General features: G+C 60.1%; 15 protein-coding genes. 12 read left to right on the top strand and 3 right to left on the bottom strand.

The genetic code is table 11. The annotated features are described in order from the left end of the window. Nucleotides 1-52 precede the first annotated feature (52 nt). The gene (locus AA0535_RS05040; RefSeq protein ID WP_264814818.1) at nt 53-781 is read left to right on the top strand and encodes a glycosyltransferase family 25 protein; all 729 of its coding nucleotides are present in this window, start codon (nt 53-55) and stop codon (nt 779-781) included. A gap of 177 nt (nt 782-958) precedes the next feature. Beyond that, entirely contained in the window at nt 959-1,648 is a 690-nt protein-coding gene (locus AA0535_RS05035; RefSeq protein ID WP_264814817.1) for a hypothetical protein, read from the top strand. A 61-nt stretch (nt 1,649-1,709) separates the two neighbouring features. Here AA0535_RS05035 and AA0535_RS05030 read toward each other — a convergent pair whose 3' ends face one another. Next, nucleotides 1,710-2,549, bottom strand: a complete 840-nt coding sequence (locus AA0535_RS05030) for a MurR/RpiR family transcriptional regulator (protein ID WP_264814816.1) — start codon at nt 2,547-2,549, stop codon at nt 1,710-1,712. 210 nt (nt 2,550-2,759) lie between these two features. Between AA0535_RS05030 and AA0535_RS05025 the strand changes: the two genes are divergently transcribed. The 10 genes from AA0535_RS05025 to AA0535_RS04980 all read left to right on the top strand — a co-directional run bounded on the left by AA0535_RS05025 (nt 2,760) and on the right by AA0535_RS04980 (nt 15,192). Next, on the top strand, nt 2,760-4,685 hold the full coding sequence (locus AA0535_RS05025) for a bifunctional 5-dehydro-2-deoxygluconokinase/5-dehydro-2-deoxyphosphogluconate aldolase (RefSeq protein WP_264814815.1): 1,926 nt from the start codon (nt 2,760-2,762) through the stop codon (nt 4,683-4,685). A 22-nt stretch (nt 4,686-4,707) separates the two neighbouring features. After that, complete coding sequence (gene iolD / locus AA0535_RS05020) at nt 4,708-6,564, top strand: 3D-(3,5/4)-trihydroxycyclohexane-1,2-dione acylhydrolase (decyclizing) (RefSeq protein WP_264814814.1); 1,857 nt, start codon at nt 4,708-4,710, stop codon at nt 6,562-6,564. A gap of 37 nt (nt 6,565-6,601) precedes the next feature. Next, nucleotides 6,602-7,501, top strand: a complete 900-nt coding sequence (gene iolE, locus AA0535_RS05015) for a myo-inosose-2 dehydratase (RefSeq protein ID WP_264814813.1) — start codon at nt 6,602-6,604, stop codon at nt 7,499-7,501. Further along, on the top strand, nt 7,498-8,298 hold the full coding sequence (gene iolB / locus AA0535_RS05010; RefSeq protein ID WP_264814812.1) for a 5-deoxy-glucuronate isomerase: 801 nt from the start codon (nt 7,498-7,500) through the stop codon (nt 8,296-8,298). The genes iolE and iolB overlap by 4 nt, the downstream gene beginning before the upstream one ends. Nucleotides 8,299-8,322: 24 nt before the next feature. Continuing rightward, nucleotides 8,323-9,336, top strand: coding sequence for a Gfo/Idh/MocA family protein (locus tag AA0535_RS05005; RefSeq protein ID WP_264814811.1), 1,014 nt, complete (start codon nt 8,323-8,325; stop codon nt 9,334-9,336). Between the two features lie 173 nt (nt 9,337-9,509). Beyond that, a complete protein-coding gene (locus AA0535_RS05000) occupies nt 9,510-10,976 on the top strand; it encodes a sugar porter family MFS transporter (protein WP_264814810.1) in 1,467 nt (488 codons plus the stop codon). A gap of 16 nt (nt 10,977-10,992) precedes the next feature. Beyond that, a complete protein-coding gene (locus AA0535_RS04995) occupies nt 10,993-12,114 on the top strand; it encodes a Gfo/Idh/MocA family protein (protein ID WP_264814809.1) in 1,122 nt (373 codons plus the stop codon). Between the two features lie 59 nt (nt 12,115-12,173). Beyond that, entirely contained in the window at nt 12,174-12,563 is a 390-nt protein-coding gene (locus tag AA0535_RS04990; RefSeq protein ID WP_264814808.1) for a tautomerase family protein, read from the top strand. Between the two features lie 28 nt (nt 12,564-12,591). After that, a complete protein-coding gene (locus tag AA0535_RS04985) occupies nt 12,592-13,443 on the top strand; it encodes a TIM barrel protein (protein ID WP_264814807.1) in 852 nt (283 codons plus the stop codon). A gap of 288 nt (nt 13,444-13,731) precedes the next feature. Then, entirely contained in the window at nt 13,732-15,192 is a 1,461-nt protein-coding gene (locus AA0535_RS04980) for a catalase (RefSeq protein WP_264814806.1), read from the top strand. A 167-nt stretch (nt 15,193-15,359) separates the two neighbouring features. On the opposite strand, the gene AA0535_RS04975 is transcribed toward AA0535_RS04980, so the two are convergent. Then, nucleotides 15,360-16,436, bottom strand: a complete 1,077-nt coding sequence (locus tag AA0535_RS04975; RefSeq protein WP_264814805.1) for a tyrosine-protein phosphatase — start codon at nt 16,434-16,436, stop codon at nt 15,360-15,362. A 528-nt stretch (nt 16,437-16,964) separates the two neighbouring features. Further along, complete coding sequence (locus tag AA0535_RS04970; protein ID WP_264814804.1) at nt 16,965-18,005, bottom strand: LacI family DNA-binding transcriptional regulator; 1,041 nt, start codon at nt 18,003-18,005, stop codon at nt 16,965-16,967. Nucleotides 18,006-18,084: the final 79 nt, after the last annotated feature.

The following is an 18,084-nucleotide window of genomic DNA, read 5'->3' as shown; positions in this document are numbered from 1 at the left end:
AGAAAAGCCCGGATGTGATAAGCCATCTCGCCGAACAGGAGGGGGGGAGATCATGCGTAAACTGGTCATCAACAGGGCCTGCGATACGGCGCGTCTGAGCGCATTCATGGCCAGCAATGCCCATATTGCGTCGATCAAGCGCGTGGAGGGTACGGAGGGCGCAAGCGTTCCGCTGGCGAGCCTCGTTGAGCGCGGCATGGCCGATCCGGGGCTGGTCTATACGCCGGGCGCCATCGGGGCGGCCCTGTCTCATCTTGGCCTGTGGAGCCGGGCGGTACAGCAGGGCGAGCCCTTGATGATTTTCGAAGATGACGCCTTGCTCTGCCAGAATTTCGAGACAGAGAGCGCGAGGCTGATCGCGACCTTGCCCCCGGATTGGGACATCGCGCTGCTGGGCTATAATTTCAACGCGCCCATCACGCTGGATGCGCTCCCTGGCGTCACCAGAAGCGTCGTGACGCTGGATGAAAAGCGCATGCAGAAAAACGCCGCTTTCTTCCCCTTGCAGGACCGCCACGCAAGTTTCTTCCGGCTGTTGCAGGGGTTCGGGCTTTGCGCCTACGCCATTTCACCCAAAGGCGCGCGCCGTCTTCTGGAATGCTGCCTGCCATTACGCGCACAGGAATATCAGCAACTCGGTCTGGACCGTATGGTGCGCAATGTCGGTATAGACGTCGTGACGTCCTATTATTTCAGCCAGATCGACGCCTATGGCGCTTTTCCGCCACTTGCTATCTCGCCGAATGACAAGACCCTCTCGACCATCAGCCGGGCTTCGTAAGGCGACACGTCCAGAGCGCAAAGGACCATGGCACAACAGGCTTGCCCAGTGACCGGGTGGCCCCAACGAGCGGGCGAGCGTTTTTACTCGGGCACGCTGTAACCCTTTGCGCTCCGGCGTCGAAGAGCCGTGCAGGGACGCGCCCTCCTGGTGGCGGCCTGAGAGGAAACAAACATCATGCGTATACTGGCCCTGGGCTCCTGCCTTGCCATCACTCTCCTGTCTCTCCCCGGTATTGCTCTGGCAGGCGCCCCCCAGCGTATCCGTGGCGTCATCACCTCAGTCAGTGGAAACGAGGCGGTCATCAGCACCTTCATGGGACCTGTCACCGCGCATCTCACCGCCACAACCGGCTATGCGGGAGTCAAACCGGCGCATCTGGACGATATCCACCCTGACAGCTTCATCGGCACGGCGGCCGTTCCCTCAGGCGACGGCCGTCTCCGCGCTCTGGAGGTCACGATCTTCCCCAATTCCATGAGGGGCATGGGGGAAGGCAATTATCCCTGGGATTTGGGAAAAGCGGGTTCGATGACCAACGGCGCAGTCACTTCCATGACCAACGGGACGGTGGCGCCGGCCAGACCGGCCGGGTCGATGACCAATGGCGTGGTCGGCGCCATGGGGCCAGGGAACGGCATGGGGAGGGACCGTCAGATCACGGTCACCTATAAGGGCGGTTCGCAGAGTGTGACGTTGCCCACGACAATACCGGTGGTCATGCTCGAACCGGGTGACAAGTCTCTCCTCACCCCCGGTGCAAAGGTCGTGGCGTTCGGCCCGGTTTCAGGCAACGCAAAGGGGGAAAACGAGATTGAGGCCATGCGCATTGTCGTGGGCGAAGGCGGGATAAAGCCACCCATGTGAGAGGCCACCCGAACAATCCGCGTGCGGTTCTCCCACCACGGGATGGGCAGCAGGGGGCGTTTCAGCCCCGCCTCTCCGCGATGGCGGCGGCCAGGGTCGAGACGAGCACCATCGAGGCGGCATTGGATCGGAAACCCTGAAAATCCGCCTCATGCACTTCGAGCCACAGCCCCGATTGCGGGATGACAGGGCTCGCTGCATTGTCTGTCATGCTGATAACTGGCACGTGGCGCGCTTCGAGCGCCTGAAACAGTTCGATCGTCCGGGGGGCGTAGGCCGTATAGCTCAGCACGAGTGCCGCATCCTGCGCTCCGGCATGGGCAAAGCTTTCCTCTTCCATTCCGGTTTCCAGCCCGATGATCTGATGGCGTATATCGAGCTTCGCCAGAAGGTAGGACAGATACCGTATGACCGGCATGGAGCGGCGTAGCCCCAGCAGATAGAGGCATTGCGCCTGGGCCAGTGTCGTGACCGCCGCTTCCAGCCTATCGGGTAGAAGATGCGCCTGCAGGGCGCGCAGGGAGTCCAGAGCAGCCTCATAGAAACCGTTGAAAATAACCGATGCTTCGAGCGGCTCCCCATCCACACGATGCAGCGCGTTGACCCGATCGCGATAGGCGACATTGCGTACACGCAGCCTGTCCCGGAACACTGCCTGCATGTCCGAAAAACCCGCAAACCCAAGCGTGCGCGCGAAACGCACCACCGTCGAAGGCTGCACTCCGGCTTGTCCGGCCAAAGAGCTCACGGTTCCGAGCGCCACCTCATCAGGCGAGGCCGTTACAAAATCGGCAAGCTGAACCAGGCGCTTGGGCAAATCGGCATAGCAGCCGCGCAGACGCTGGTGAAACGCATCGAAATCCGTTTGGGGGGGCGAGGCGTCTTCGGGAAACTCGGTCAAGGCAGCGCAATCCAGAAAGGGAATGAATATTCCATACCAAAGCGGGGCGTCTCCGCGAAGAGGCCCGAGCCGCAAGGGCGGGTCACCCGAAGCTTAATCACATCCCCGTGCGAAATTAAAGAATATTAGGGAATGTACGTTCTATGACGTGACCAAGAACAGAATGTATGTTCTTATCATGGGCAACGTAACATGCTGCAGGAGTCGGGGATGCGCGGACAGGATCTCGATATCATCGCAATAGGACGTTCTTCGGTCGATCTGTACGGACAACAGATTGGCGGCCGTCTGGAAGACATGGCGAGTTTCAGCAAGGCCGTGGGCGGATGTCCCGCCAATATCGCCATCGGCACCTCACGCCTCGGTCTGAAATCCGGGATCATCACCCGGGTGGGTCACGAGCATTTCGGCCGCTTCATCACCGAGCAGTTGCAGCGTGAAGGGGTTTGTACCGATGGCGTGCGCGTCGATCCCGATCGCTTTACGGCGCTCGCCATTCTCGGCGTACGCGATCGGGAGAATTTCCCGCTCCTGTTCTATCGCACCGATTGTGCCGATGCCGCCCTAGACGAGGATGATATCGACCCGGCACTGATTGCGCGCACCAGAGCGGTCGTCGTAACCGGCACGCATTTCTCGCGCCCGGCCTCGGCCAGGGCACAGCGCAAGGCAATGGATCTCGTGCATGAGCATGGCGGCAAGGTCGTGTTCGATGTGGATTATCGCCCCAATCTCTGGGGGCTTGCCGGTATCGGGGACGGGGAATCACGCTATGTGAAATCCGATAACGTCACCCGTCATCTCATGACGATCCTGCCTCATTGCGACCTGATCGTGGGTACGGAAGAAGAACTGCATATAGCGGGTGGGAGCGAGGACACGCTTGAGGCTATCCGCGCCATCAGGGCTGTCTCGGATGGGACCATCGTCTGCAAGCGCGGCCCCATGGGCTGTGTCGTGTTCGAAGGGCCTATTCCGCAATCGCTGGAAGACGGTATTTCTGGCCCCGGTTTTCCGGTCGAGGTCTATAACACGCTGGGCGCGGGCGATGCTTTCATGTCCGGCTTCCTGCGGGGCTGGGTGCGCGGCGAGAAGATTGTCGAATGCTGCCGCTTCGCCAATGCCTGCGGTGCTTTTGCGGTGTCGCGTCTTCTCTGCTCGTCTGAAATCCCGACCTGGGAAGAGCTGAGCTATTTCCTCCAAAAGGGTAGCACCCATCGCGCCCTCCGCCGTGACGAGGCCATCAACCATCTTCACTGGGTCACGACACGTCGCGCACAGACCACGCCCATCATGGCGCTCGCCTGCGATCACCGTCTCCAGCTCGAGGAAATTGCAACGGCCGTCGGCGCTTCTTTCGACCGTATCCCGAAATTCAAGACGCTGGCAGTTGCAGCCGCGAAATCCGTGGCGCAGGGACGCCCGGGTTTTGGCGTGTTCATGGATGGGCGCTACGGTCAGGATGCCTTGTTCGAAGCGTCCCATGCCGGGCTCTGGACCGCCCGTCCGATCGAGAAGACGGGGTCGCGCCCGCTCGATTTCGAATGTGGTGGCTCCCTTGGCGCGCATCTGGTGGAATGGCCCAGCGAACAGGTCATCAAATGCCTGTGCTTCTACCATCCCGATGATTCCGAGGAGCTCAAGCAGCGTCAGGAGCGTGAACTGGTCCGCGCGCAGGATGCCTGCCGCAAGCTCGGCAAGGAAATTCTGATCGAGATTATCGCGGGCAAGAACGGCACCCTGACCTCCGAGACCGTCTCGTCCATTCTCTCGCGTCTCTACGATGTCGGGCTGCGTCCAGATTGGTGGAAGCTCGAGGGCCAGCGCGACCCCAAGGCCTGGGAAAAGATCGGCGCCGTCATCGAGGCACGGGACCCGCATTGCCGTGGGGTCGTGATTTTGGGGCTCGATGCCCCGGCGGAAGAGCTGATGGAGGCTTTCAGGGCCTCGGCAGCCACACCCTGGGTCAAGGGCTTCGCCATTGGTCGCACGATCTTTGCCCAGCCCGCACGGGACTGGCTGGCCGGCAAGACCAGCGACGAGCAAGCCGTGGCCGAGATGGCCCGCCGGTTCCAAGCCTTCGTAAATGCCTGGGAGTCCCGCGATCAGGCGGTGCTCTCCGGGGCCAGCGTGTGACGTCAGGGAAGAGTATACGGATATGAAAACCATTCGTCTGACCATGAGCCAGGCTCTTATACGGGCCATGATCGCGCAGAAGACCGAGATCGAGGGGCGTATCGAGCCCTTCTTTGCGGGGGTCTGGGCTATTTTCGGCCATGGTAATGTGGCGGGTATCGGCGAGGCCCTGCACGGCGCACGCGATACTCTGCCAACCCTGCGCGGGCATAACGAGCAGGGCATGGTTCATGCGGCGACAGCCTTTGCCAAGGCATCGCGCCGCCGTCAGGTGATGGCCTGCACGAGTTCGATCGGACCGGGCGCGCTGAACATGGTGACAGGCGCTGCCGTTGCGCATGTCAACCGCCTGCCGGTTCTGCTTCTGCCGGGTGATGTGTTCGCCAATCGTATCCCCGATCCCGTGCTGCAACAGGTCGAGGACTTCGGCGATGGCACGGTGAGTGCGAGCGATGCGTTCCGCTCGGTCTCGCGCTATTTCGATCGGATCACCCGGCCGGAGCAGATCATTCCGGCCTTCCAGCGCGCCATGGCGGTTCTGACCGACCCGGCCGAATGCGGCCCTGTCACCTTATCGCTGTGTCAGGACGTGCAGGCCGAGGCCTTCGATTACCCCGAGAGCTTGTTCGCCGAGCGTATCCATCGCGTTCGTCGCCCGGGTGCCGATGAACGTGAGCTGGAAGAGGCGATTGCCCTTATCAGCCAGTCGCGCAAGCCGATGGTCATTGCCGGGGGCGGGGTGCTCTATGCCGGGATCGAAAAGCAGCTTGCGGCTTTTTGTGCGGCCAAGGGTATCCCGGTAGGCGAGACGCAGGCCGGGCGCTCCTCCCTGCCGACCTCAAACAGCCTGAATATGGGCGGGATTGGCGTCAGTGGCAGCTCGGCGGCCAATGAGATGGCGGCTGAGGCCGATCTGGTGATTGCGGTGGGCACGCGCCTGGCCGATTTCACGACCGGGTCTTGGGGGCTGTTCTCCAATCCTGACATGAAGATCGTCTCGCTTAACGTGCAGCCCTTCGATGCGACCAAGCATCAGGCCCTTGCCGTGGTGGGCGACGCAGGCAAGTCCCTTTCTGCGCTCGAAGCCGGCCTGACAGGCTGGAAGGCCGAGAGCAGCTGGACCGGCAAGGCCGAACGTGCCTATCGCCACTGGATGGAGATCTCAGCCCGTTATCAGGCGCTGCCCGATGGCAGCCAGACGGGACTGCCGACCGATGCACAGGTTATCGGGGCCGTACAGCGCACAGGGCGGCCCACCGATACGGTGGTCTGTGCGGCGGGCGGTCTGCCTGCCGAACTCCAGAAGCATTGGCAGGCCGAGCAGCCGGGCGGCTACCATATGGAATACGGTTTTTCCTGCATGGGCTACGAGTTGGCGGGTGCGCTGGGCGTCAAGATGGCCTGCCCCGATCGCGAGGTGATCGTGATGCTGGGCGACGGGTCCTGGCTCATGCTCAATACCGAGATCGCCACCTCCGTATTGCTCGACCGGAAGCTGATCGTCGTGCTTCTCGACAATCACGGCTATGGCTGCATCAACCGCCTGCAGCAGGAATGTGGTGGCGCGCCGTTCAATAATCTCTGGGAAGATTGCCGCCAGGTTCGTCCCTTCAAGATCGATTTCGTGCAACTGGCCCATGGGCTGGGCGCGCATGCCGAAAAAGTGCCTGATCTCCCCTCCCTGACGGAGGCAGTCGAACGTGCCCGCTCTGCCGACCGCACCACGGTCATCGTGATCGATACCGATCCCGCTCCCACCACGACCGATGGTGGCGCCTGGTGGGATGTGGCCGTACCGGAGGTTTCGGAGCGCGCCCAGGTTACGACAGCACGCGAAGGCTATGAGCGCCAGCGCGGCACGCAGCGCATCGGCAACTAGAACAATCTGGCGAATTCCCCTGTTTCAGGAGGCAGACATGACCATCAAGATCGGCGCCAACCCCATCATCTGGTCGAATGACGACATGCAGTCGGTGGGGGCAACCACCACGCTCGAAATGTGCCTTGCCCAGGCTAAGAAGGCCGGTATTCAGGGCATGGAGCTGGGGCATAAATTCCCCCGGACCGTGTCCGGGATGAAGGCCGCGCTTGAGCCGTTCGGAATGGAATTCATCTCCGGGTGGTGGTCCACCGAATTGCTCACCCGCAGTGCGGATGAGGAAATTGCTGCACTCAAGCCTCGTCTCGAACTGCTCAAGGGCATGGGATGCAAGGTCTGCATCGCCGCCGAAACCTCGAATGCCATTCACGGGCAGATCGACACACCGCTATCGGCGCGTCCCTATCTTCAGGCCAGCGAATGGACTGAATTTGCCAAGCGCATGACAGTGGTTGCGGGCTTCCTGGCCGATCACGGCATCGACCTCGTTTACCACCATCACATGGGCACGGTCGTACAGTCGCGTGAGGATATTGCGCGTTTCATGGATCTGACAGGCCCCTCGGTGAAGCTGCTGCTCGATACCGGCCATGCGCTCTGGGGCGGCTCGGACCCTGCTGAACTGGCGCGCTCCTATCGTGAGCGTATTCGCCATGTTCATGGCAAGGATATCCGTCCTTTCAAGCGCGCCCAGGCCGACGTTTATGACTGGAGCTTCCTGCGCAGCGTCTTGTCGGGCGTTTTCACCGTGCCCGGCGATGGCTGCATCGATTATGCCCGGGTGATGCGCGAATTGCCGGATTATGCCGGCTGGATCGTGCTGGAAGCCGAGCAGGATCCCGAACTCGCCAATCCGCTCGTCTATGCCCGTATGGGCCGCAATTATCTGGTGGATACGCTGATTGCGACCGGCCATATCAAAGGGGCCGTGTCATGAGTTCGAAGCTTCTGGTTCATTCGCATCAGCGCGATGACTCGAAATGTACCGTCTCCGTCACGCCGGAGAGCGCGGGCTGGGGCTATATCGGTTTCAATGTGCGAGCGCTCGAGGCAGGAGAACGGATATCCGATCGTACCGGGCCGAATGAGGTCTGCCTTGTGCTTGTCAGCGGCAAGGCGCGTATCATCGGCGCCGGAGAGGATTTCGGTGTTCTGGGCGAGCGCATGGACCCTTTCAGCGGCGCGCCCTGGTCGGTCTATCTGCCCTCCGGTGCAGAATGGCGCGTCGAGGCCGAAACCGCGGTGGAACTTGCCGTTTGCGCCTCACCTGCAAAAGGAAAATACCCCGCCCGCGTGATCCGCCCCGAGGATGTAGGGGAACTGACGCGCGGCACGGGTACGAATCAGCGCTTTGTGCGCAATATCCTGCCCGATACGGCAGAGGCCGAAACGCTTCTGGTGGTCGAGGTGATTACGCCCGGCGGCCACTGGTCCAGCTATCCGCCGCACAAGCACGACACGGATGATTTTCCGAACGAGACCTATCTGGAAGAGACCTATTACCACCGCCTGAAACGCGGCAGCGGGTTCGCGCTTCAGCGGGTCTACACCAAGGAAGGGTCGCTCGATGAGGCCATGGCCGTGGCCGATCGCGACGTGGTGCTGGTGCCCAAGGGCTATCACCCTGTCGGCGCGCCACACGGGTTTGATCTTTATTATCTCAACGTTATGGCGGGTCCGCGCCGGGCATGGAAATTCTCCATGGATCCCGACCAGGCCCATCTTCCCTACTGATCCGGAAAAGCGGAGTGCGCTGACATGACCCTCAAGATTGGTGTTATCGGCACGGGTGCCATCGGTGAAGACCATATTCGCCGCTGTATGCAGGCCCTCTCGGGCGCGCAGATCGTGGCCGTGACCGACGTGAATCTGGATCGCGCCCGGCAAGTGGCCGATCAATACGCGCCCGGTGCGAAAGTGCCCGAAGATGGGGAGTCCCTGATTGCCCTCCCCGAGGTCGAGGCGGTGATTGTCACCTCCTGGGGTGGTACGCATGCGCGCTATGTGCTCGAGGCGATCAGACACGGCAAATATGTTTTCTGTGAAAAGCCGCTGGCAACGACAGCCGCAGATTGTCTGAAGATCGTCGAGGCCGAGGCCGCCCATGGCAAGCGCCTTGTGCAGGTCGGGTTCATGCGCCCCTATGATGCAGGGTATCGCGCCCTCAAGGCCCTGATCGACAAGGGTGAGATCGGCGAAGTGCTGATGATTCATGCTGCCCATCGCAATCAGCGCGTGGGGGCCAATTACAAGACCGATATGGGCATCACCGATACGCTGGTGCACGAGCTCGATGTATTCCGCTGGATGCTGGGCGATGACTATGTCAGCGCGCAGGTCATTTTCCCACGGCGCAGCGGTATGGCCATGGAGCATATGCGCGATCCGCAGATCGTGCTGCTCGAGACGAAAAAAGGCATCCGTATCGATGTCGAAATATTCGTGAACTGTCAGTACGGCTATGACATCAAATGCGCAGTGGTCGGTGAACTGGGCGAGGCAAGCCTGCCCATGCCGCCCGCCGTCGAATTACGCAAATCTGCCGCGCTTTCCACTGAAATCATGACGGACTGGAAGGAGCGTTTCATCGCAGCCTATGACGTCGAGCTTCAGGATTTCATCAATGGCGTGAAGGCAGGCAAGCTCAACGGCGCAACGTCATGGGACGGTTATTGTGCTTCGGTGGCCGCCGATGCCTGCGTGAAGGCGCAGGAAAGCGGTCGGATCGAGCCGATCGAAATGTCGGCCCGTCCGGCCCTCTACACGGTCTGACCTTTCCGGAAAAAGGAGAGTCAGACCCGAAATCGAGCCGAACGGATCTGCCGCGTCATACAGGGAGCGGCCCGCTTGCAGCACAGGGCGCACAGGATCCGGCAAGGGCTCATCTCACCCCGTTCAATGAATATCCCGCCCGGCGATGAAGCGCCGGGGAAGGAGAATCTTCGATGAGAAGAGTAAAAGACGTGGTCATGGTGTCTTCGGAGCGCCATGATGTGGGCTATGTGCTGCGTATCTGCGCCATCGCTGCCCTGGGCGGTATCCTTTTCGGTTACGATACCTCGGTGATCTCGGGGGCGATTTCCCCCCTGCAGGAATATTTTCACCTCTCTCCCGCACAGACTGGCTGGGCGGTGTCCAACGTTGTCATCGGCTGCATGGTCGGTGCGATGATCTCGGGCACCATGGCCGATCGTCTGGGTCGGCGCATGACCCTTTTCATCTGCGCCCTTCTGTTCAGCCTGCAATCCGTGGGAACGGCGCTCGCGACCGATTTCACATGGTTCGTGGTCTATCGCATGCTGGGCGGTATCGCCGTCGGCGTCGCCTCGGCGGTTTCCCCCATGTACATGTCCGAGGTTTCGCCCAAGGACATGCGTGGCCGTGCGCTCAGCATGGAGCAGTTCGCGATCGTGTTCGGTCAGGTCGTGGTGTTCATCGTCAATTACCTGATCGCGCGCTCTGCCACGCCGGAATGGCTGCTCGATATGGGGTGGCGCTGGATGTTCGGCTCGGAAATCGTGCCCTGTATTCTGTTCTGCGCCACGATCTTCTTCATTCCGGAGTCACCGCGCTGGCATGTGCTCAAGGGACGGCATGACGAGGCACTGAAGACGCTCACCCGTATCTCCAACGAGCATCACGCCCGTAACCTCCACGCCGAAATCAAGCAGTCCCTGGGTGCCGTCGCGCAATCCTCGCTTGGCTTTACCAAGGTTCTGGGCGATGCGCGTGCACGCTGGATCATTTTCGTGGGTGCCAGCATTGCTGCGCTGCAGCAGGTCACGGGCATCAACGTCATGATGTACTACGCCCCGATGGTGCTGAAATCGACCAGCGGCAGTCTTCAGGCCGCTCTGTTCCAGACGATCTGGATCGGTTTCGCCCTGCTGGCCGGCTGCATTATCGGTGCCTGGATTGTCGATCGTCATGGCCGCAAGCCGCTCATGCTCTGGGGCTCGATTGGCATGGTGCTCGGTCTGCTTGTGGTGTCCTGGGGGCTTTACACCCAGTCCACCGGGCTCATGGCGCTCTCGGGCATGCTCGTCTTCATGCTCATGTTCGGCCTTTCCTGGGGCCCTGTATGCTGGATCCTGATTTCCGAGATCTTCCCCAATCGTTTCCGGGCCGTCGGCATCAGCCTGGCCGTGACATCGCAATGGGGCATGAATTTCGTGGTCAGCCAGTTCTTCCCGATGCTGAGCGAGAATAAATATCTCTCCGAGCAGTTTCATGGCGCCTTCTCGATGTGGCTGTTCGCAATCCTTGGCTTGTTCGCCCTGTGGTTCGTGATGAAGTTCGTGCCCGAAACCAAGGGCGTTGCGCTGGAAAAGATCGAGGACACGATGATCAATCATCGCACGCTCTCTGCGGCATCCTCCTCGGTTGCCCGCAATTCCACCCGTCACGTCTGAGCAGGAGAACAGGATCATGCGCAAATCTCTTCGCGTCGGTCTGATCGGCACCGGTTTCATGGGCAAGGCACATGCCTTGTCCTATCAGGCCGCCGGCAGTGTCTTCGATGATATTTCCAGACCCGTTCTGCATGCGGTGGCCGATATCGACGGTGCCCGGGCCGAGCAGTTCAGGAACCAGTTCGGCTTCCAGAAAGCCATGACGGAATGGCGGGATCTGGTTGCGGACCCAGAGATCGATATCGTCTCGATCACCACTCCGACCCTGTTCCATAAGGAAATGGCGCTTGCCGCCATCGCCGCAGGCAAGCATGTGCATTGTGAAAAGCCGCTGGCGGTCAGCGCCGCCGATGCACAGGACATGATGCTTGCTGCCGAGAAGGCGGGGGTGCGGACCGCCAGCGGGTTCAATTACCTCAAGAACCCTCTGCTCAAATATGCGCGCGAGATGATTGCTTCGGGGGAACTGGGCGAAATCACCGATTTCAATGGGATCCATGCCGAGGGTTTCATGGCCGATCCTGAAACGCCCTGGTCATGGCGCTGTGACCCGGCGGGCGGGCAGGGGGCGATAGCCGATGTGGGCAGCCATATCATCGCCATCGCACGCTTTCTGCTCGGACCGGTTTCGCAGGTTTTCGCCCAGCTCGACACGCCCTTCAAGACGCGACCGGTGAGGCAGGGGGCTGCCGAGCGCAAGGAGGTGGGGGTGGATGACATTGCCCGCATGATCGTGTCGTTCGAGCGCGGGTGCTCGGGAACGCTGCAGGCCAACTGGCTGGCGACAGGACGCAACATGCAACTCGCCTTCCAGATTTCCGGTAGCAAGGGAACGCTCGCCTTCAGTCAGGAGCGCATGAACGAGCTGCACTACTACAAGGTTGGCGAGAACTCCCGCAGCAACGGGTTCCGGGTCATCGAGTCCGGTCCGCAGCATGCGCCCTACGGCGCCTTCTGTGTCGCGGGTGGCCATCATCTGGGCTTCAACGATCTCAAGACGATCGAAATGGCAGAGTTCATCCGCGCCATCGATCAGAACCGCGCGGCAAGCCCGGATTTCCGGGAAGCCTGGGAGGTGCAGCGCCTGATCGATGCGGCCGTGATGTCCCATAAGGACCGTAGCTGGCTCACGCTCTGAGCGACGCCTCACCCCCGTGCACGGCACGGGGGCATGAATTCTGAAAACAGGGAAACACAATGCCACTTCTGCATTTCCATGTCGTCGAAGGGCGCAACGAGAGCGATATCAAGGCCATGCTCGATGCAGCGCATGAAGCCATGCTAGAAACCTTCGAGGTCCCCCGAGGGGATCGCTATCAGATCGTCTCGGAGCACAAAAAGACCCATCTGATTGTCGAGGATACCGGGCTGGATATACCGAGAACCGAGAAAGTATTACTTCTGCAGATGTTCACACGCCCACGTGGCGATCAGAAGAACGCCGAATTCTACAGGAATTTGACCGATCGTCTGCAGGCAAGCTGTGCTATGGAGCCTTCTGACGTCATGGTCTCGGTTGTCGAGAATAACGATGCGCACTGGTCGTTCGGCCATGGACGCGCTCAGTTTCTGACGGGCGAGCTGTGAGAGTTCTCCAGCAGGAAACATAGTCCCTATGTCGTCTAACACCCGCCTCGATCCTGTTCCTTCATTTGTGCACAGCACGGAGCGCTATTTCGCTCTCGCGGTATGTGCCGAGATGCAGTTTCTCGACCTGCCCTTCATAGAGCGCGTGAGGCACATCGCCCGGGAAGGATTCATGGTCGAGATCTGGGACTGGACCCGGCACGATCTGAAACGACTTGCCGCGACAGGGGCCATGTTCTCCTCAATGACCGGTTATGTACGCGGTACACTGGCCGATCGTGACGGTGCCTCGGAAATGGTGCGAACCGCCATGCAATCCATCCATGCTGCGAAGGAACTGGGGGTTCCAAGGCTCAATCTGCACGGTACGGGGCTGGGTCCTGATGGATTGCCCGTCCTGCCCTGCATGGGGCCCGCCACAGGGGCCATGTGGATGACTGCGCGCGACACGTTATGCCGCCTCGCGGATCTGGGAGCGAAGCATGATGTCATGTTCGTTCTCGAGAACCTCAATGCGCAGGTCGATCATCCCGGGGTACCGTTCGGGCGCGCGGAGGACTGCCTCTCTCTGGTTCAGAGCGTCGATCATCCCGCGCTCCGCCTGATGCTCGACCTGTATCACGCCCAGATTGGCGAGGGGAACCTGATTGCCCTGATCGAGAAGGCCCTGCCCTTTATCGGCGAGATCCAGGTAGCCGATGTTCCGGGCCGTTGCGAACCGGGGACAGGCGAAATCAATTACAGGGCCGTAGCGCGTGCGCTGCAGCGCCTCGATTATCGTGGAGTGATCGGTCTGGAATCCTGGGCGGCAGATGGCAGCAGCGAGAGGGCACTCCAGCGTTTTGCCGCAAGCTTCGAACTGGACGAGATCGACCCCTGACCTTAGAGATGATTGCCTTATGGCCAGCCTCGAGTGCTGATTCCGGAAGAATCGCCGCCTGACACCTGCGCAAAAACCCGCAACTGCAAGTAAAGCCCAGCGTTGACAGGGGGCAACGAAACGCAGCGCGACAACAGATGATAGTAATAACCATTATCAACTGACTTAATGCAGTGACTGGTGCTCCCTGTCAGGACTTCGTTCATAAATATTCCCGATAAACGAGCTTCGGAACCTGATACGCGCAGGCTTCTTATAGCTGCATGTATCCATCACCGGAGAACGCCGATGTCTGACGATCAGATCAAGACCGCCACCACCGATTCTGGCGCACCCGTCGCCAGTACCGATTACTCGCTCAGCGTCGGGGCAGACGGCCCGATCCTTCTGCATGATCACTACCTGATCGAGCAGATGGCGACCTTCAATCGTGAGATGATCCCTGATCGTCAGCCTCACGCGAAGGGCGGTGGCGCGTTCGGTCATTTCGAGGTCACTCATGACGTCAGCGCCTATACCAAGGCGAAATTCCTGCAGAAGGGTCAGAAGACCGAAACGGTCGTTCGTTTCTCCACGGTGGCAGGTGAGTCGGGCAGTCCGGACACATGGCGCGACCCGCGTGGCTTCTCGGTGAAGTTCTATACCGAGGAAGGCAATTTCGACATGGTGGGTAATAACACGCCCGTCTTCTTCGTGCGCGACCCGATGAAATTCCAGCACTTCATCCATTCGCAGAAGCGCCGAGCCGATAACGGTCTGCGCGACAACGACATGCAGTGGGATTTCTGGACGCTCAGCCCGGAATCCGCCCATCAGGTCACCTGGCTCATGGGCGATCGCGGTATTCCCGCGAGCTGGCGTCACATGGACGGGTTCTCAAGCCATACCTATCTCTGGGTCAATGAGGCGGGTGAGCGCTTCTGGGTCAAGTATCACTTCAAGACCGATCAGGGCATCAAATGCCTGACGCAGGATCAGGCTGACAAGCTGGCTGGCAGCGATGCGGATTATCACCGTCGCGATCTGTACGAGGCAATCAAGCGCGGTGAAAACCCGAGCTGGACGCTCAAGATGCAGATCATGCCCTATGAAGATGCCAAGACCTATCATATCAATCCCTTCGACCTGACCAAGGTTTGGCCTCAGGGCGAATACCCGCTTATCGAAGTGGGCAAGCTCACTCTGGACCGTAACCCGACGGATTTCTTCGCGCAGATCGAGCAGGTGGCTTTCGAGCCGAACAACCATGTTCCCGGCACGGGTCTGTCTCCGGACAAGATGCTCCTGGCTCGCTCTTTCGCCTATGCCGATGCACATCGTGCGCGCCTCGGGGTGAACTACAAGCAGATCCCGGTGAACGCGCCGAAATGCCCGGTTCATTCCTACTCCAAGGGCGGGACCATGCGCTCACATAACGCGTCCGATCCGGTCTATGTGCCCAACTCAAAGGGTGGTCCGGTGGCGGACGCCGAACGTTTCCCCGAAAATGCGGTCTGGGCGGCCGATGGTGAGTTCGTGCGTGCAGCTTATACGCTGCGCCCCGATGATGACGATTTCAGCCAGGCCAATGCCTTGGTGAACAAGGTTATGGACGACGCGGCCCGTGAGCGTCTGGTCCAGAATGCTGCAGGTCATATCTCTGGCGGTGTGGAAGAGCCGGTTCTGTCGCGCGTCTTCGACTACTGGAGCAAGGTGGACGAAAAAATCGGTCAGCGCATCCGCGATGCGGTGCTTGCCCAGAAGGGCTGAGCCACGCCACCGAAATGAGGTGCGCAGGAGGGGAGAGCCGTTTCTGGCTCTCCCCTTTTTCATGCCTTGCGCCCTGCCATGCAGTGGCGCCTGCCTGACAAGCGGGTCGGGAACATGATGCAAACCGGCGCTGCTCCATGGTCATGGCATGACGCGGCGCGGAACGCTCAATCGAGATAGAGACGGCGCAACGTGGCCACTTCCTGCGGGCCTACGCCAATTTCCTGAGCCATATAGGCGTCGATCGATCCGTAATGCTGCCTGATCGAAGCGAACGCCGCCTTGAGATAATCGGGGTCGGAATTCAGCATCGCGCGCATGGAGGGCGAGGCGGCCATAGCGCCTCCATTCTGATGATCGGCCATGGCCGCCCTGAAGCTTGGCGTCAGATGGGCCCGCAGCAGATCACCGCTCATGGCGTAATCACGGAGGATCGTCTCCTCCGGCACGCCCAGCGCGTAAAGGATTAGCGCCGAGGCGAAACCGGTGCGATCCTTGCCAGCAGTGCAATGGGTTAGTGTGGGCGTCTGATGCGCCAGAAGACGGGCGAAGATCCCTTTGAGCTCGGGTGCGTAGAGCGAGGGCATCTTTGTATAGAAGCTCTCCATCAGCGCCTTCGCGCGGGGCTCATCAAGCGTCGCGAGCTTTGAGCGGTCGGTCATGTCAGCGGGCAGGGTCGGTTTGTCCGAGGGAAAGAAAGCAGGAGACGCCCCCTGCCAATGGGTCGGCTGTTTCTGTTGTTCGGCCTGGGTGCGCAGATCGGTCACGCTCTTGATGCCGAGCGTATCGACGAAAGCGTAATCCGCCGGTGTAAGGCCGCTCGGCGCTGCAGAACGGTAGAATTCTCCCCAGCGGACATGATGATGATCGGCTGTCTCATAGCCGCCCATATCGCGGAAATTCGCCACGCCCTCGAGCGGAAGAACGCGGTTCGCTATCCATTCTCCGCCTTTGCCAGAAACCGGTTTGATGAAGAAATAGACGCGATGCGTTCCTTGGAAAGGGGCGGTGACCTGAGCAGTCTGGGCTGTCACATGGTGCTGTACCGGTTTCATTGCGGAAGCATCGGGTGTCAGCGAGGCAAAAATATCGACAGTACCGAGCGATGCAGGCCAGGTGAGCGTGTAGCGCGGGACCATCTCCAACTGCACGGAGGTCGTGCCCGGCGTTTCGGCGCGGGCCATGGCAATGCAGCTCAACGTGGTCATCGACAGCAGGGCGAGGGTCGTTTTCTTCAGAAACATGCTCTCTTGATTCTCTCATAGGCCGTAAAAATCAGGCCAGGTGAACGGGCTTGCTATGAGCGCGGCCGGAGACAGAGCCGAAAAATGAGGCGTCGCTCCGCGGCTTCTATTCACTCGGCCAGTAAGGCGGCCCAAAGCGGATTTGGGGCGTTGGGCCACTCCCATAACTATCGGACAAGACGCGGGAGCGGTCTGAATGCGCCGTTTCGCCTGTCATTCAACAATTGCTTGGGGGGCGGATCCTGAATAGTGAAATTTTTCTTGCAGCGCTTCATGAGCATTGGGAGATAAAGAGAATGACATTTTTTGTCATCATCGTGAGAGCCAAGCCGACCTGAAAGGTGCCTCAAGATTACTTGATGCGCCTCATGTCTTCAGCCTGCTTTTCGGCAGTCATTTCCTACGCAGGGCTGCAGCCTTGCATTTTCCAATACTGTCCTGCGACCGGACTTATGCGGAGGACGCTGTCCGCCCCGCGCGGTTGATCCTCTTGGAGAGAGGTCACAGTTTCGGGCAGAGGGTGTTGTCTCAGTCGAGATTTTCCGAGGTCACCAGGCGGAATTTCGGCGGATCGAACCCGATCAGGGAAGGGATGATCCCGAGCTTCTGCAAACAAAGGTGCAAGGCGAGCCCCGCCTGTGTTTCCGGGGTCTGGTCGATGGCAAAATCCATTGTGCCGTCAATCAGGCAGCCGCGCGTGATCGGATTGACCTCATGCCCGATCCAGCAAAGACGGCGTGTGGCATGTCGACGCAGAACGTCGCCGATACGCAGGTTATCGCCACCGGCCGTATAGACCCCGACCAGATCGGGACGGTCGCGTATGGCCTGATGCAAAAGGCGGGCTGCCTCTTCCGGGTCGTCACGATCAAAGAGGACTTCGCTCAGTTCGGGGTGGGGTGAGGGCGCGTTCGCGAGATATTCGGAAAATCCCTCGATACGCTCGCGATGATTGGCATAGGCCATGGAATGACACAGCGCGATCACCGACCCGGGACGCTGCCTCAGACTGCGTGTCATGCACAGAGCCGCCGTACGTCCCGCCGCGCGATTATCGATCCCGACATAGGGCAGGCTCGCCAGATTGCGTGACACGAGCTGGATCACAGGCATGTCCTGATCGGCCACGCGCGTGAGGGCATCGAGAATGACCGGATGGGAGGGGCAGGCAAGGATGAGGGCGGAACGCGGATAGGGTGCTTGCTGGATCCGCGCGGCAAAAGCCTCGACATCGCTCTCCGGTACGAAGCTGCGATGGATCTGGATATCCTTGCCGAGTGAGGCGGCGAGTTTCTCGAAAGACTGGCTCATCCGCGAGTAGAAAAGCGTGTCGGGACGCACCAGCAGAACATCGACCCTCAGGACACCCTGATGCAGGCTTGGCAGGGTAGGAAAATAATCGAGATCACGCGCGATACCGAGAATACGGCGACAGGTGTCCGGGCGCACATTGCCTCGATTATTCAGAGCCCGCTCGACCGTTGCCGTGCCTACGCCGGCCAGGGCTGCGATATCCCGCAATGTCGCACGTTTTCGTCGGCCATTTTCCGGGGTGATCTTGTCCAGCATATGTCCCCGTCCCACCGTGATGATGAGATCAGATCATCACAATGATCGTTCGCGTCCCACCCGTACGGATAGAGTAACG

This window comes from Asaia krungthepensis NRIC 0535, assembly GCF_025995175.1.
Classification (GTDB): domain Bacteria; phylum Pseudomonadota; class Alphaproteobacteria; order Acetobacterales; family Acetobacteraceae; genus Asaia; species Asaia krungthepensis.
This window is presented reverse-complemented; position numbering and strand designations above follow the sequence as displayed.